The sequence below is a fragment of the Vibrio furnissii CIP 102972 genome (assembly GCF_000176175.1).
Classification (GTDB): Bacteria; Pseudomonadota; Gammaproteobacteria; order Enterobacterales; family Vibrionaceae; genus Vibrio; species Vibrio furnissii.
The window spans coordinates 15,429-32,435 of record NZ_ACZP01000014.1 but is presented as its reverse complement, the minus strand read 5'-3'; the positions used below and the strand labels follow the sequence as shown (position 1 = coordinate 32,435).

The following is a 17,007-nucleotide window of genomic DNA, read 5'->3' as shown; positions in this document are numbered from 1 at the left end:
TATTCATTGGCGAATAGGGATAAACACTGCAAAATATAGCCCAATTTCAGCCGTTAAAGAAGCGACTTAGTAGGTCATCCGTATGCGAATCAGCAAAACCAGTATTGGACATAAATTATTGTTGTCGTTTATCGCGATGGCTTGTCTGGTGCTGTCTTCGGCCATCATTGGCATGTTGGGCTTTTCGCAGGTCTCTAAAACGGAGCGCCAAGTCGTCAACAGCGCCATTCCGGCCATGCTGGAAGCGCGCCAAGTGGCCGAACTGAGTAATCGCATCATCGCATCCGTTCACACGTTGTCGAACGCCACCGACGAAACTCAGCGCAAGCACGTGGGCAAGCTGCTGTTTGATCAGCTCGATCAGTTGCTGGGGCATGTGAAAACGTTGGGACAAGATTCCTCCGATACGCAACTGCTTAGCTCGCTTGAGGCGGATGTACAAAGCGTGATTGATACGTTGGGGCTGCTGGGGCAAGAGGTAGAGCGAAAGCTACAGTTGGCTGACTCACTCGTTGACCAAGCACTTCACATGCGCGCCTCGGCGCAAGAGCTAGAGCAGCTCACCCGCACCCAAGTCCTCAACACCAGCACCGTGGCGGTCGCGAATGTCACCCACATTTACGATTTGCTCAAAGAACAACGAAATGATCAGGTATACCAAGCGCTCGATACGTTAGTTGAAGTCGATCTGGACTTGTCGGAGCGCCTGCACGAGCTACACCTCTTGGCATATAAAGTGCTCAATGAAATCGAAGAGACGCGCACCGTCACCGACATTCAACGCATCGTCGCGCTACAACAGGAATTTGTCAGCAACATCGATGTCATGCAACGCCGTGTTCAGGCGGTTGAAGATCCCACACGCTCCAAACAAATGGCGACATTGCTCGCCGCATTGGCGCAAGAGCAAACCATATTTGAAAATTTGATTGCCCGGCATGACAGCACGTTGCGCGCGCAAAAATTGGCCACACAATCGCTGGACCAGTTCGCCTCGTTAAACCAACGCGTCAATCAGTTGGTCGATGCGTCTAACCAATCGGCAACTGCGGCGGTGGTGCAACTGTCGCGAACATTGAGCCTAGCGCAGTGGACACTGTCCGTTCTCAGTGTGATGGGTTTGATCGCCACAACGTTAATTGTATGGCGCGTGGTGTACCAATCGGTGGTGAAACGCTTGGCACGTCATACTGCGGCGCTCCTTTCCGTTGCCAAAGGGCAATTACACGTTGAGGTCGACACGCAAGGTCATGATGAACTGGCGGAGATGGGACGAGCCATCGCGACCGCCCGAGATACCGCCAAAGCGCTGAACGTGGTGGCCGAAAGCGAAGTTAAAGCCAAGCGAGAGCTGCAAGAGCATAAAGCGCACCTAGAAGATGTGGTGGAAGAGCGCACCACGCAACTGCGAGAAACCAACCACAAACTCAATCAAGAAGTGCTCAACCACGCCAAAGCTCGTTTGGATGCAGAACAGGCCAGCCGCAGCAAATCTGTGTTCCTTGCCACCATGAGCCATGAAATTCGCACGCCGATGAATGGTGTTTTGGGCACAGCGCATCTGCTTCAAGACACGCCATTGTCTGATGTGCAGCGTCATTACGTGAACGTGATTGATCAAAGTGGCCAAAACCTGCTCGCGATTCTCAACGATGTGCTCGATTACTCCAAAATTGAAGCGGGCCATTTGCAGATTCGCCACGCCAATTTCAACCTGCGTCACATGTTGCGTAATGTCTATCAGTTGATGGAAAGTCGCGCCATCGAAAAAGGTGTCACGCTCAATCTGCACGTGGATTCGGATCTCGCGGAGGATTGGCAAGGGGACGAAACACGTCTTCAACAGGTGCTGAATAATTTGGTCAGCAACGCGATCAAATTCACGCCGCACGGTCACATTGACCTGGCGGTGTACGCGGACCCCGACGACGAACAAAAGCTGCTGTTTGAAGTATGTGACACGGGCATTGGGATTCATGAAACGGATCAGCAGACCCTGTTTGATGCCTTTACTCAAGCTGAGGCTGGGCTTGCGACGCAAGGCGGGACCGGATTGGGGCTGGCGATCAGCCATCGCTTAGTGGCGGCCATGCAAGGCGAACTGCGTTGCGAATCGGTAGTGGGCGAAGGCAGTCGGTTCTATTTCTCATTGGCTTTGGCTGCGGGAGAGGTGTGCCATCGTATCGACGAGGTCTCACTTGGCCAAACCGCTGCGCTGACCGTGTTGGTGGTAGAAGACAATGACGTCAATCAACTGGTTGCCGAAGGATTCTTAACGAGTTTGGGGCATCACGCGGTGATGGCATCGAACGTGAAAGAGGCGCTGCGTCTTTTTGCCCAGCAGCGTTTTGATGTGGCGCTTTTGGACATCAATTTGCCAGATGGTGATGGCGTCAGCTTGCTCAAACAGCTCAGAGCGTTAGAGCAACAGCATGCACAGACGCCGATTCCGATGATCGCCGTGTCAGCTCATGTCTTTACTGAAGATGTCAGCCGGTATTTGGCTTCAGGATTTGATGGCTATCTGCCTAAACCGCTGGTGAAATCAGCATTGGCGAACACCCTTGCAGCGCATATGGGAGTACCCAAGTTATCAGAAACCACAGCGAATAACATGCACTCGATTCAATCTCATTTGATTCACCATCAATCAATGCCACATCAATCAAATACTGCATTAGTCAACGTGGCGCAGTTGGAAGAGGATGTCGCGGTGTTGGGCCGAGATAAAATGCGTGAAATCATGACTTACTTTGCCGATGGCGCGCGCCAAGCCTTGGCGATCTTTTCTGCGTCAACGAGTAGTGAAGAAGCCGTGAAACAAGCCGCACACAAACTCAAAGGTTCGGCTGGCAGCTTGGGTTTAACCCAAGCGATGATACTGTGTCAATCGATCGAACAAGCGGATTCACCGCAAGCCAGTGCGCAATCGCTGTATGTTGAGCTGGAAACGACGATCGCTGCTTCGTTGGTAGAGCTGGACGCACTGTTGTCGCGTGACCGTTAAAGATGTCGCGTGAGCGTTAAAGATGCCGTGCGATCGCTAAAACAGCCGCGAATTGAGTACCGACAGCGTAATCAGCGCCTGCGCGGTGTAGTAAGTAAACATCACGACGTGGCGGGAAAATTTGGAGGATGAGCGAAAGCGGTCAATGGCTAACACCAGATCGGAGAGCATGAAGATGCAAGCGCCGGTAAAGGCCAATTTGGCCGAGGTGCTGTTGTAGCTCAGCCAATATTCAGCGGTTGCTGAGCCCATGGCAACGATAATCAAAATGTAAATCGCGACGGGCAATGTCATGGTGCCTAGGTTGGGCAGTAGCAGCAAAAAAGCCAAAATTCCCAGTGCCAGAATCACCGCCGGTGTCCACCACGTGATGGTGCTGACCATTCCCAAATAACCGAGCACATAACAGATGTGCGCCAACAGAAAACTGCTTAAGCCGCTAACAAATTTATCTTTGGGGAGCGACAGCAGCACATCCCCAATGGCGGAAAGAATTAAGCCACTGAATATCCAAAATGCAAGATTGGTATCCACGCTGGAAGAGAACGGGATCAACGCCGCCATCAGTAAAACGGGCAGCGGTTTGGAAAGGTAGAATAGCCAACGTGGCCCGCGCTCAATCGAGAACAGATGAATGCAAGAAAACAGCAAAATGCTTGGCCACATGTGATATCCCAAAAAATAAAGGCAGCGCGAAAGGCGCTGCCAAATATTAACAGGATTAACAGGCTGAGAGTAGGGCTTTAACTTATTAGTAAATATGTCAAAGGCTTACACGAGCGCGTTGGTCAAGATTTCACGAGATTCTTTCAGTGTGATCGCTTGGTTTTCGCCCAGTGTCACCATGCCATGTGCTTCCAACTGGTTCACAACTGCATCGACAGCGGCTGCGGCAGTTAAGCCGTGCTCGGCGAATTGAGTTGCGACGTCCAACTGGTGATAGAACGCTTCGATCGCATCAATGGTGCGCTCTGCCAAGTCAGCTGAAGCTTCCAACCCAAAGACGTGGGTTCCCATCTGTTCTAGTTTAGCGCGTTTGGCTTCAATCTGATTACGCAGCAGCGATGGCTGAACAATCGCCAGAGATCGTGCGTGGTCAACATGCCACAGGGCAGTCAGTTCATGACCAATCATGTGGGTTGCCCAGTCTTGTGGTACGCCCGTACCAATCAAACCGTTCAGCGCTTGGTTTGCACTCCACATCAGGTTTGCACGCCATGCATCGTTGTCACGACCTGCAAAGTTGCGGCCAAGAATCAGTAGGTTTTTCAGCAATGTTTCAGCATAACCGTCTTGCACCATGGCGCCGACTGGGCGTGTGATGTACTGCTCACATACGTGAACCCAAGCATCCACGATGCCGTTGATCAGTTGACGTTCTGGCAGTGTTTTCATCACATCAGGATCCATCACTGCAAATTTAGGCTGAACAAACTTCGTCATGAACGAGAGTTTATCTTGCGTCTCTGCTTTGGTGATCACCGCGCCAGAGTTGGACTCAGAACCGGTCGCTGGCAATGTTAAAATTGCACCAATCGGTGTGGCTTCAGTGACGGCGTGTTTACGTGTCAGGATATCCCAACCGTCGCCGTCATATTTTGCTGCTGCGGCAACGTATTTAGAACCGTCAATCACCGAACCACCGCCGACAGCGAGAATGTAATCAATGCCTTGCTCTTTTGCGATAGCGACTGCTTTGTCCAAAGTCTCTTTGGTTGGGTTGGGCTCAACGCCGGAGAACTCCACCCAAGTGTGCTCGCTCAGCGCGGCAACCACTTGGTCGTATACACCGTTGCGCTTGATGGAGCCGCCACCGTAGATCACCAAAACTTTTTGATCTTGAGGAATTTCGTTTTTAACTTGGGCGATTTGAGCTTGGCCAAAGTGAATACGTGTTGGGTTAACGTAGGTAAATAGCATTGATCTCACCTCTTGCTTTAAAAAAGGGGGAAATCCCCCAAAGGCAGTATTTCTTAAATCCAGTGTTTCTTGAATCCAGAGTGTCCTGAATCACGCGTTCCACCGATTCAGGAAGTTATGGAGTGCATAATAGTCCTCAAGAAGCCGTTTTTGTAGGACTATTCGTGCAATTAAATTGCCTAATTCTACAATTTATGGCAGTTTGAGCGAGGTTTGAATACGGAGTGAACAGATGACTGAATTGGCAAAGCTGATGCAACAATATGTTGAACATCATTCATTGCATGAATTAGAAGGCATTGCAGAAACTGCCATTCCTGGGGTTTGGTTTTATCGCAGTGGCGCGGGCAATCAGCGTCGTCCGTTTATTTACCAGTCGGGTATTATCATCTTGGGGCAAGGACAAAAAAACATTCATATTGGTCCCAATCCTGTGCAGTACGGTCCGAATGACTACTTGGTGGTGGGGGTGCCGATGCCCCTTGAGTGTGAAGCGATTGTCGAAGCCGGTAAGCCATTACTTGGGTTGAGCATTGATATCGATCATTCGATTTTGCTCAAACAAGTCGACCTGTTGGAGCAGGCTGGGTTCAAGCCTTGTAAGCAGGATAAAGATAATCAATGCGGCCTCAAATCAGTCAATATGGGTGAAGAGATGCTCAACACCTGCAAACGATTAATGCATGCGCTGAACGATGGGTTAGAAGCACAGATTCTGGGAGCGTCGCTCATGGAAGAGATGGTCTACCGTGCATTGACCAGTTGCGAAGGGCACGTGTTATTTGATTTGGCGCATCATGAAGGGCATTACGCGCGTGTGGCGAAGGCGCTCAGTAAAGTGCACCGCGAGTACGATCAGCAGCTCACGGTTCAGCAACTGGCGGAAGAGGCCAACATGAGTATTTCATCTTTCCATCAAGCTTTTCGAGGCGTCACGATGGAATCGCCACTGCAGTACTTGAAGAAAGTGCGTCTCAATAAAGCCAAAGAATTGATTCAAATAGAAGGTAAGCGGGTGAACGATGCAGCGCGTTTGGTGGGTTACACCAGTCCATCGCAATTTAGTCGTGAATACAAACGTCACTTCAACGAAACCCCACGGGGCGCAAAAGCTGCGTAAAAGAGGAAGTCGAAAGGTGATTGTTTACTCTGTTATCTCATTCGCAGAACGACGATACTGACAGTCCCCTAAAGAGCATTTTGGTATGCTCCTGTTTAAAGATGCCCACGCCGTCATTTGGTGTGGGCTTTTTTTCGCCTGTTCACTGGCGTCATAAATTAGTTGTTGCTGCAAATTAACCTTGTGACATTTGCGTGATGAACGTTTGTGTTTGCGAGTGATTTTGAAGTTTTGCACTTTAGTCGATGTGAATTCTACCAAGTCACCTAAAGTTGTTTTACGAAAAAAATTAAAGTTTTCAGCGTAAGGACTGAAAGCTTTATTCCCGTGAAACAATAACTTAAGGAAATAAAAATGCGCTTACATCGAGCTAAAGTGTCGAAGAGTGTCTTTACGCTCAGCACTTTGACGGCTTCGTGCCTCATGGCGTTCAACAGCTATGCAGCGGTGGATTGTTCTGCTCTGGCGGAGTGGCAATCTGACACAATTTATACCGGCGGCGATCAGGTTCAATACAACGGGTCTGCGTATCAGGCCAATTATTGGACGCAGAATAACGATCCGGAGCAGTTCTCCGGTGATTACGCGCAGTGGAAACTGCTAGATGCTTGTACGACCGACGGTGGCGATGACAATCAAGCTCCCAATGCGACATTAACCTCTCCGTCGGCGTCGGATGTGTTGACAACCGGAGATGTGGTGACGCTGGCGGCCAGCGCGTCAGACAGCGACGGGACGATCGCACGTGTCGATTTTCTGGTTGATGGTGTGGTGGTTGCACAAGCGAGCAGTGCACCGTACAGCGCCACATGGACGGCGGTCGCAGGAACACACCAAATCAGCGCCATTGCCTATGATGACAAAGCACTTGCCAGCACGGCGAGTCAAGTCTCTGTTTCGGTGACAGACAGCACCCAACCGGGCAACGAAGCGCCAACGGTAGACATCACGTTGTCTGCCAGCCAAGTGGATGTGGGGGCCGTGGTCACGCTTACGGCCAATGCTGCAGACGCTGATGGCAGTGTCGACAAAGTCGATTTTTACGTGGCTGGCTCGCTAGTGGGAACAGTCGCTTCTGCACCTTACACTTTGGATTACACCACCACCCGTTCGGGGGCGCTGGCTGTGTTTGCGCGCGCGACTGATAACGTCGGCGCGACAACGGATTCGACCGCGGCGACGCTGACGGTGGCTGCCGGTCCCGTGGTCAGTACCTGTCGTCCCGATGGTTTGTATCAAACCGAAGGGGTCAGTGTGCCGTATTGTACGGTGTACGATGAAGACGGCCGCGAGAAAATGGGTGCCGATCACCCCCGTCGCGTCATTGGGTATTTCACCAGTTGGCGATCGGGAGACGATGATCAGACCGCTTACTTGGTCAAAGACATTCCTTGGGAACAGCTCACGCACATCAACTACGCGTTTGTCAGCATTGGTTCTGATGGCAAAGTCAATGTCGGTGATGTCAACGATGCCAATAACGCGGCGGTTGGAAAAGAGTGGGATGGCGTTGAAATTGACCCAACGCTGGGCTTTAAAGGCCATTTCGGCGCACTGGCAACCTACAAGCAAAAATATGGTGTGAAAACGCTGATCTCGATTGGCGGCTGGGCAGAAACGGGCGGGCATTTTGACAATGATGGCAATCGTGTTGCGGATGGCGGTTTCTATACCATGACCACCAACGCAGACGGTTCGATTAATCAACAAGGCATTGAAACCTTTGCTGATTCCGCAGTTGAAATGATGCGAAAATACCGCTTCGATGGATTGGACATTGACTACGAATATCCAACATCGATGGCGGGAGCGGGCAATCCTGACGACACCGCATTCTCTGAATCACGCCGTGCTTACCTGATGAATTCTTATCACGAACTGATGCGTGTGCTGCGTGAAAAACTGGATGTGGCGAGCGCTCAAGATGGTGTGCATTACATGCTGACCATTGCCGCGCCATCATCGGCTTATCTGCTACGTGGTATGGAAACCATGGCGGTGACTCAGTACCTCGATTACGTGAACATCATGTCCTACGACTTGCATGGCGCGTGGAACGACCATGTTGGTCACAACGCAGCACTGTACGACACCGGGAAGGATTCTGAACTGGCACAATGGAATGTGTACGGCACGGCGCAATATGGTGGTATTGGTTACCTCAACACCGATTGGGCATTCCACTATTTCCGTGGTTCAATGCCAGCGGGTCGCATCAACATTGGCGTGCCTTACTACACCCGCGGTTGGCAGGGCGTCACTGGTGGTGATAATGGCCTTTGGGGCCGCGCGGCCTTGCCAAATCAAAGCGAGTGTCCAACCGGTACGGGCGAGGGCGAGAAAAACAACTGCGGTTACGGCGCGACGGGCCTAGATAACATGTGGCACGATGTCAACGCCGCTGGTGATGAGATGGGCGCAGGTTCTAACCCAATGTGGCATGCGAAAAACTTAGAGCACGGCATTTGGGGTTCCTATTTAGCGGCCTATGGTTTGGATCCAACCACCGCACCGCTGGTTGGCACGTATGCCCGTAATTACGACAGTGTGGCGATTGCGCCATGGCTTTGGAACGCAGAGAAGAAAGTGTTCCTGTCGACGGAAGACAAGCAATCCATTGATGTAAAAGCAGATTACGTGATCGATAAAGAGATCGGCGGCATCATGTTCTGGGAACTCGCGGGAGACTACAACTGCTACGTGCTCGATGCTAACGGCCAACGCACCAGCATTGATAGCACGGAACAGGCGTGTGAAAGCGGTCAAGGTGAATACCACATGGGGAACACCATGACCAAAGCCATTTACGATAAGTTCAAAGCGGCGACGCCATACGGCAACACCGTGGCGACGGGCGCGGTTCCGTCTGAAACCGTCGATATCACTGTGTCGATTGGCGGTTTTAAAGTGGGCGACCAGAACTACCCAATCAATCCGAAAGTGACCTTTACCAACAACACGGGCGTTGATATTCCCGGTGGCACGGTATTCCAGTTCGACATTCCGGTTTCTGCGCCAGATAATGCCAAAGACCAATCGGGTGGCGGCTTGAGCGTGATTGCCTCTGGTCATACGCGTGCCGATAACATCGGCGGTTTGGATGGCACAATGCACCGCGTCGCGTTCTCGCTGCCAGCCTGGAAAACGCTACCAGCGGGCGATAGCTACGAGTTGGACATGGTGTATTACTTGCCGATTTCAGGGCCAGCAAACTACAGCGTGAACATTAACGGCGAGGATTATGCCTTTAAGTTTGAACAACCTGATTTGCCGCTCGCGGATCTCTCGTCAGGAAATGGGAGTGACACCGGCGGTGGCGACACTGGCGGCGGAACGACTGAGCCGGGTGATGTTGTGGAATGGGTACCCGGTTCGACGCAAGTGAGCGATGGCACGACGGTGACCTACAACGGCAAGTGCTTTGTGGCGCAAAACAGCCCAGGCGTGTGGGAAAGCCCAACACAGACCAATTGGTTCTGGGAGGAAGTGACCTGCCCGTAAAGGGAAGCCACTGTGAAAAAAACCGTCCTTCGGGGCGGTTTTTTTGTGTGACGGATAAGCGATACAGCGCGCTCGGAACAATATCGTCGAATGCGAAGCCTTAACTCGCATGATACCTTAACTCGCTGATAGGAGTGAAGGCTTCGCGTCGGCGTGACTCATGCGTGGTTCACGAAGGGGGCGTGAATTGATAGCTTTCCGGCACCACCACAATCCCTTTTTCAGAAATTTGGAAGCGTTTGGCATCCTCAATTCGGTTTAAGCCAATTTGCGTGTGCGGCGGAATTTTAACGTGCTTGTCGATGATGCAGTTGACCAACTGACAACCATCGCCCACTTCCACATCATCAAACAAAATGCTGTCGACAATGGTGGCGCCGTCGTTGATGCGCACACCGGAAGAGACAATTGAGTGCTGCACCGAGCCGCCTGAGTTGATCACGCCGTTGGAAATGATGGAGTTGATAAAGATGCCTTCATTGCCCGTAGCCGATGACACCGTACGTGCCGGCGGAAGCTGTGGTTCGTACGTTCGAATCGCCCAGTTTTTTTGGTACAAATTCATGGGCGGAACCGGCTCGAGTAAATCCATATTGGCTTCATAAAACGAGTCAATCGTACCCACATCGCGCCAGTAGCAATCTTTCGCGACGCGCCCTTTGTCATTGCCAAACTGATATGCGTACACGCTTTGGGTTGGGATCAGCTTTGGAATGATGTCTTTGCCAAAGTCATGACTTGAACCACTGTTTTCTGAGTCTTCATTCAGCGCTTGTTGGAGCGTTTCCATATTAAAAATATAGATGCCCATCGAGGCCAAACTGCGATCAGGTTGTGAAGGCATCGCGGGGGGATCGCTTGGCTTCTCAACAAATGAGGTAATACGGTGTTCATCATCAGTGGCCATCACGCCAAACGCTTTGGCTTCTTCGCGTGGCACATCCATGCAAGCGATTGTCAGCGTGGCGCCTTTCTCAATGTGCTCTTCCAGCATCGCCGCATAATCCATGCGGTAAATATGATCGCCGGACAGCACAACGACGTGCTTGGCATCGCTGCGTGACAGTAGCCACATGTTGTGAAACAGCGCATCGGCTGTTCCTTCGTACCATTTGCCACCTTTGCGCATTTGTGGGGGGACCACAGTAATGAACTCGCCCAATTCGGGGTTAAAAATGGACCAGCCATCACGCAGGTGTTTCTGCAATGAATGCGATTTGTATTGTGTCAGCACCAAAATGCGGCGTAAGCCTGAGTGCAGACAGTTCGTGAGGGTAAAATCGATGATGCGATATTTGCCGCCAAATGGTACGGCGGGTTTTGCGCGATCATCGGTGAGGGGGGAAAGTCGTGAGCCCATACCGCCGGCCAACACGACTGCTAAGGTATCTTGCATCTTTTACTCCCTAATCATGTGCAATTCATAACCACTTTAGAGAGTAGTACAAGTTTCACGCCACAATTGGAATGACCGTCAAATATGGGATGTACGTAGTTTAGTTAATACTAATGCACTAAAACAAGGCATCTTGTGCGTTAAAATTGCACCGTGTTGGTGCTGTGAAAATAGAGGATGATTAAGCGAAGTGAACCATTTCTGCGCTGGTGAGCACGGACACGACATTTCGGCCTGACTCCTTGGATTCGTACAAGGCCATGTCGGCACGTTGATACACTTCTTCAGGCACTTCAGTGATATCCGTCAGGCCACCGCTGACGGATAAATCCCCTTGATGGAGATCGAACACCGCCACGCGAAGCCGATTGAGGACGGTTTCCGCTTCATCGATTGGTGTGTGAGGCAAAATGATGGCAAATTCTTCGCCACCAATTCGTGCAAGAAAGTCTGATTCGCGCAGTTCATTGCGCAAACATTGGGCAACGGCACGAATGGTTTTATCGCCGCGCGCGTGGCCATATTTGTCATTGATGCGCTTGAAGTGATCAATATCGAGAATCGCCAAGCACGATTGCTCGTGTGCCGGATAGCGTTTGACACGCATGCATTCCGAACGGAATTCTTGATCAAATTTACGTCGGTTCCAGATGTTGGATAACCCATCTTTTTCACTTTGGTCACGCAATTGGTCTTCCAGCAATTTGCGTTCAGTGATGTCAACAAACGACGCCACGTAGAACTGAATGATGTCGTCATCATCCAAAATGGTCTGAATACGTAAGATCTCCGTGAGCATCGAGCCATCTTTACGTTGGTTGATCACTTCGCCTTCCCAGAAGCCGTCATTCTGCAGCGCCTGCCACATCTCGACATAAAATTCTGACGTGTGTTTTCCAGAGGCAAACATCGATGGTTGTTGCCCGCTCACTTCTTCAAAGCTGTAGCCACTCAGGCGGGTAAACTCATTGTTGACCTTGATAATGCGATTATTGCGGTCGGTGATGATCACCGCCGACATGCCATTCATGGCCGCGCGCGCCAATTTACTCTCAATGCTGTTTTTCTGATGGTTGTTGTTCCACAACACGAAGATCGAGGCAATCAGGCAAATCAGCGCAAACAGGGCAACCATTTGTAGGGTTAACGTGTTTTTGCTGTTGTGCATCAGCGCATGGATTTCGCTATTCTCAACACGCTCCAATAACACCACCGAGGGCACGTTGACCAACGATGCGTTTGGCGAAATCTTCACAAAACTGAACCATTGGCCGTTTTCGGAAATGGTGCCTTGTTCGTCAGAAAGAATGGTATGCCAAAGCTGAGGGAAACGTTGCGCCAAATTAGTGAGCGCGGTGCGATCGTTTGATTCCTCCAGCCGCTGACTCATCAACACATCCCCGTTGAGGTTCAGAATATCGGGCAGCATGGCTGCGCGATTGCTGCCAGCAATTTGCTGATAAATGTAGTTCAGATTGATGTTTGCGACGAAATAGCCTTTGCGCTCGCCATCAAGGTCGATTGGCGAGACAAAATAGAGCGACGGTTTGGTGGGCGTCATGTCGGCGCCAGTCGATTGCACACCAAACACGCCGATTTGCCCCGCAGATAAGCTTTGTCCGTAGAGAAAGTAATCTTGCAGCGCGCGGTTTTGCAACTCATCCCGAGTGAGAATTTGCGCTTTCCCTGCTTGGTAGTCGACGCGGATCTGTTCTTGGCCTTGAGGGTCAATAAACCTTAAACAGGAATAGACACCTTGTGTTCGCGAGATGAGCAACCAAAAGTCTTCGACATTGGCGATATTGATTGGGGTCGGGTGACGCACGGTCTGATGGAACATGCCGTTGTTGGCTAAGGTGGCGATGGAGGTATAGGCTTCATCGAGCGTCGTGATCAATTCATGCTTACTAAATTCCAATTTCACGCGGTGCTTTTGTTCAATGAGGGCGATCGCGCGTTCATTCAGTTTGTTGAATTCCTGGATGAAGTAGAGCGAGGGAACAAACCCAATAATAAACAGCACAATGAGAAATTGACTGAAGGACTTAGTAAATGATGAAGACATGACGGCTTAGCAAAATGATCAGGCAAACAGTATATCGTGTGTAAATGAGATTTCGCTTCCAAATTTATAGGATCGTGGCTTAGTTCAAACTTACTGGGTGAGTTTTGGTATTTTCTCACGGGTGCCTATGCAATTTGGGCAGATGATCACGTGGGTTGGTTGCTGATTCAAACAGCAATTTACAATGTAAAGCCAAGGCTTGAGTGCCATTAAGGCATGCTCATGACTTGGGTTAATATTTGAAGTTCATACTCATAGCGCAGGCGCATCATTGCAAGTTGCTGATGCAACAGATCAAGCTGATCATTCAACTCTTTGTTAGATTTCAGATAGAGTTCCGTGGCGAATGCATTGCTCATCAACCCCGCTTGCTTGCACGCTTCACCGATGTTAAACCACGTTTCCCATTGTTTGGCGACGTCAGTGGGCATGTCATTGAGTTGGTGTTGCAGTTGTTGAATCTCTTGAATCGCCCGCTTGACGCTACCCAATTGTTGAGTGACGGCGGCTTGAAAATCCTGTTTGTTGTGACGCCACAGAAATTGTAGCTCGGCACGGGAAAATTCTTGGTGCAAGAAAATTGCGTGTTTGAAATTGGGAAGCCAGTGGTTATATTGAGAGGCCAGTAAATTGTAGTGCTGGTCTAAAATCTGTTGCGAAATGAGCGCCTTATTCCAATCTTGTTCTGTACAACGGGCCGCCTGACTGGCGTGAGGTAAAGTCAGGCCGATGATGGCCGTTAACAGAAGTAAGCGCGCTCGTGTTGTTGTCATTGTCGAAGACCGTTCGTGAGTCTAGCTTTAGTATAGAAAATGAGCACAAAACACCATGCCTCATTTTCATGTCATAAGACATCGGAGTAACACCATCAATGAAAAAAGTGCTGATGATTGTGCTTCTCCTCCTCGGCTTAGGCGGGGCGGGAGCTGGTTATTATCTATTCTATTATCAACCGCAACATGAAGCGCACAATGCTGATGCCAGCGTGGATGGCGTGTCGACTTCGCCAGCGATGACCGAAGGCAGTGTGGCCCCCGAGCCTGAAAAGCCGGAAGTTTGGGATTATTTTGTCGACTTACCGAAACTGGGTGTGCGTGAAGCCCCGAGTGACGCGGCGTTTATCGAGCGCTTGCTGTATCGCGGCGACAAAGTTCACTTGTTCGAGAAAAAAGAGGGCTGGGGGCGGATCACTCAATATTTCGTGTACAAAGAGGGCGGGCCTGAAGTCGCAGAATGGGTCCCACTGTCTGGATTGGTTGAGGAAGCGCCGGTCATTACGCCAGAGGAGCGTAAAAAAACCTTATTGGGCTACATCGAAAAATCGGACGATTTGCTGCAATTTGAAAGCGTATTCGTGCAAAAAACCGATCAGTTGCTGAAAGATGGCACCTGTTCTCCTGATGATTTTGAAGAGCTGGGCGGTTGGGTTCGTTCGGTGAAGTATCAGGAACGCGATGTGTATTTCGTCTATTGTGGCGGCATGAAACAAGCCAACAAGATCTATCTCAATGTGCAAACCGGTGAGATTTTTTATCGCTAAACCACGTGGAAAGGCGCAGTTGTCCAAAATTTTACTTGAGCAGATGCATACTCAGACTTACACTGCCGGAAATTCTTAGGGTATGCACTGTATGTCTTGGCATGTAATTCGTATTTTCTGGCTTTCTTTGTTTGCGTTGGTTTTACCGATGCAGGCATTGGCATGCCTCGATGCGAAGCCTGCCCATTCACCAGTGACTGCGCCTGCCGCTCTGATTCAGGATCTGTTACATCAATCCACCGAGCGCGACCCACAACCCCTGAGCAAAGCGCCTGCCACTGATACCGAATACGCACGGTCAGCGGTTGCGATTCTGAATTCTGTTCGTTGGCACGCCAGCGAGCGTTATCAACTCAGTGATTCTGATGCCGATCCTCTGGATACGGTTCCGCCTTTCTACCCATTGATGGATTCAAGCCTCGCGCTGCGTTTTGTTGAACGCACGGTGTTGGCGTCCTATCAAGATTTCCACCCTTCTTATCGTCTTTCCGGCTGGAAAGAGACCAACGCGATGTATGTGGCGTTGAACAGCCAGTATTTTCATTAATATTCCACAAATTTAAGGTGACGTTGTCACATTTCTTGTTTTAAAACTCGGCGCATCGCTGAGGGGATATTTATGAAGAAAACCAAATCAAAAGCACCAGCACGCGTGCTGAACCGCTATTCAACCTGGAAATACGTGGTGTTAGTGGTCACCGTTGTGGTGCTGGCGTTAAGCGCGATTCCAACGTGGTATGGCGAACAGCCATCCATTCAAATTCAATCATCAGGCAACAGTGGCGAACTGGCGAATGTGGTGAGCGTGAACCGCTACCTCACACAGCAAGGGGTTGTACCGCAAGAGATCACCCAGCAGAACCATCAAATGGTGCTGGTGTTCGAAAACGAAGCCGAACAAACCTTGGCGCGTGAAGCGCTCGACAAGCTGGTCGATGAAGGCGACACCATCACTTACTCTTATGTGTCTGTTGCGCCGAAGTGGTATGGCAAGCTGGGTCTAAACCCCATCAAACTTGGCCTTGACCTGCGTGGCGGCGTGCAATTCTTGTTGAATGTTGATGTTGATAAAGCGTTCCAAGAACAGCGTGACACCATGGTCGATGAAGTCAAAGACATGTTGCGTCGTGAACACCTACGTGGCGTGCGCGTGCTGTCTCAAGGCGTCGATGGCCTGAGCGTCGATACCAAATCGGATGCTGCATTGACCAAAGTGGCGACCTATTTCAAACAAAATTATTCCGGTTGGGAAGTGAAACGCAGCTCTGACAAGCTGGTGGTGACGCCAACCAAACAAAACAAATTAGAATTCCAATCCGTTACCTTGCAACAGAACCTCAAGATCATGCGCGATCGTATTGAGGAATTGGGGATCACCGAAGCCTTAGTACAACGCCAAGGTGAGCACAGCATTCGTATCGAACTGCCTGGTGTACAAGATCCATCTCAGGCGAAGAATGTGATTGGTGCGACCGCAAGCCTCGCGTTTTACGAAGCGAAAACAGGCTCTGACGCGATGTCTAACGATTCGCTGGTATTGAAAGACAACAACGGCAGAACCGTGGTGTTGAATAAACGCCCAGTTCTCACTGGCGATCACATCGTGAATGCGCGTGCTGGCGTCGATAACATGGGCCTGTCGGAAGTCAACATCTCGCTTGACCATGCTGGCGGCAAGATCATGAGCGACTTCTCCGGTAAGCGCATCGGCAAGCCGATGGCCACGGTGTATCGCGAGTACAAAACCAATGCTCGCGGCGAAACCGAACGTAGTGAACGCGTGATCAGCGTGGCAACGATTCAGTCTCAACTGGGCAGTCAATTCCGCATCACAGGCGCAGGGTCTGCCGATGAAGCGCAACAACTGGCGCTGCTGTTGCGTGCGGGTTCATTGACCGCGCCAGTCACAATTGTTGAAGAACGTACCATTGGTGCATCACTGGGTGCAGAGAACATTGAAAATGGTTTCTCAGCGTTGGCATTGGGTATGGCGATGACCTTGACCTTTATGGCGTTGTGGTATCGCCGTTTGGGTTGGGTGGCGAACTTAGCGTTGCTGGCTAACATGGTGTGCTTGCTGGGGTTGATCGCTTTACTACCTGGCGCAGTATTAACCCTGCCGGGGATTGCCGGTTTGGTTCTGACAGTCGGTATGGCTGTGGATACCAACGTACTAATTTTCGAACGTATCAAAGATAAATTGAAAGAAGGTCGCAGCTTCGCGCAGGCGATTGATTTGGGCTTTAGCAGTGCATTTAGCACCATCCTTGATGCCAACATCACCACCATGATCACGGCGCTTATCCTGTACTCCATCGGTAACGGGCCAATTCAGGGCTTCGCTCTGACTTTGGGACTGGGTCTGTTGACCAGTATGTTTACCGGCGTGTTTGCTTCACGCGCGATTATTAACTTGGTTTGGGGACGCGACAATCGTCGTGATGTAAGGGTGTAAATC

Annotated in this window: 11 protein-coding genes; 6 read left to right on the top strand and 5 right to left on the bottom strand. The window is 50.6% G+C overall.

Features of this window, described 5'->3' with window-relative positions:
• Positions 1–82 precede the first annotated feature (82 nt).
• Positions 83–3,007: a TMAO reductase system sensor histidine kinase/response regulator TorS gene (gene torS, locus VFA_RS10385; protein WP_004726720.1), complete on the top strand. Its 2,925-nt coding sequence runs from the start codon at positions 83–85 to the stop codon at positions 3,005–3,007.
• 36 nt (positions 3,008–3,043) lie between these two features.
• On the opposite strand, the gene VFA_RS10380 is transcribed toward torS, so the two are convergent.
• Positions 3,044–3,673: a lysoplasmalogenase gene (locus tag VFA_RS10380; protein ID WP_004726719.1), complete on the bottom strand. Its 630-nt coding sequence runs from the start codon at positions 3,671–3,673 to the stop codon at positions 3,044–3,046.
• A gap of 105 nt (positions 3,674–3,778) precedes the next feature.
• Complete coding sequence (locus VFA_RS10375; RefSeq protein ID WP_004726717.1) at positions 3,779–4,927, bottom strand: iron-containing alcohol dehydrogenase; 1,149 nt, start codon at positions 4,925–4,927, stop codon at positions 3,779–3,781.
• 232 nt (positions 4,928–5,159) lie between these two features.
• Here VFA_RS10375 and VFA_RS10370 point away from each other — a divergent pair, with 232 nt between their 5' ends.
• Positions 5,160–6,047 (top strand): AraC family transcriptional regulator, encoded by an 888-nt coding sequence (locus tag VFA_RS10370; RefSeq protein ID WP_004726716.1) that lies wholly within the window; start codon positions 5,160–5,162, stop codon positions 6,045–6,047.
• Positions 6,048–6,401: 354 nt separating this feature from the next.
• On the top strand, positions 6,402–9,548 hold the full coding sequence (locus VFA_RS10365) for a chitinase C-terminal domain-containing protein (RefSeq protein WP_004726715.1): 3,147 nt from the start codon (positions 6,402–6,404) through the stop codon (positions 9,546–9,548).
• A 169-nt stretch (positions 9,549–9,717) separates the two neighbouring features.
• On the opposite strand, the gene glgC is transcribed toward VFA_RS10365, so the two are convergent.
• The 3 genes from glgC to VFA_RS10350 all read right to left on the bottom strand — a co-directional run bounded on the left by glgC (position 9,718) and on the right by VFA_RS10350 (position 13,782).
• Positions 9,718–10,944: a glucose-1-phosphate adenylyltransferase gene (gene glgC / locus VFA_RS10360; protein WP_004726712.1), complete on the bottom strand. Its 1,227-nt coding sequence runs from the start codon at positions 10,942–10,944 to the stop codon at positions 9,718–9,720.
• 181 nt (positions 10,945–11,125) lie between these two features.
• Positions 11,126–13,009 (bottom strand): sensor domain-containing diguanylate cyclase, encoded by a 1,884-nt coding sequence (locus VFA_RS10355; RefSeq protein WP_038151551.1) that lies wholly within the window; start codon positions 13,007–13,009, stop codon positions 11,126–11,128.
• A gap of 209 nt (positions 13,010–13,218) precedes the next feature.
• Positions 13,219–13,782, bottom strand: coding sequence for a hypothetical protein (locus VFA_RS10350; protein ID WP_004726710.1), 564 nt, complete (start codon positions 13,780–13,782; stop codon positions 13,219–13,221).
• 98 nt (positions 13,783–13,880) lie between these two features.
• On the opposite strand from VFA_RS10350, the gene VFA_RS10345 reads away from it, so the two are divergent.
• From VFA_RS10345 to secD, 3 genes are all read left to right on the top strand, one after another.
• Positions 13,881–14,549, top strand: a complete 669-nt coding sequence (locus tag VFA_RS10345; RefSeq protein ID WP_004726709.1) for a hypothetical protein — start codon at positions 13,881–13,883, stop codon at positions 14,547–14,549.
• A 91-nt stretch (positions 14,550–14,640) separates the two neighbouring features.
• On the top strand, positions 14,641–15,096 hold the full coding sequence (locus VFA_RS10340; RefSeq protein WP_004726708.1) for a hypothetical protein: 456 nt from the start codon (positions 14,641–14,643) through the stop codon (positions 15,094–15,096).
• A gap of 72 nt (positions 15,097–15,168) precedes the next feature.
• Positions 15,169–17,004, top strand: a complete 1,836-nt coding sequence (gene secD / locus VFA_RS10335; protein WP_004726707.1) for a protein translocase subunit SecD — start codon at positions 15,169–15,171, stop codon at positions 17,002–17,004.
• Positions 17,005–17,007 lie beyond the last annotated feature (3 nt).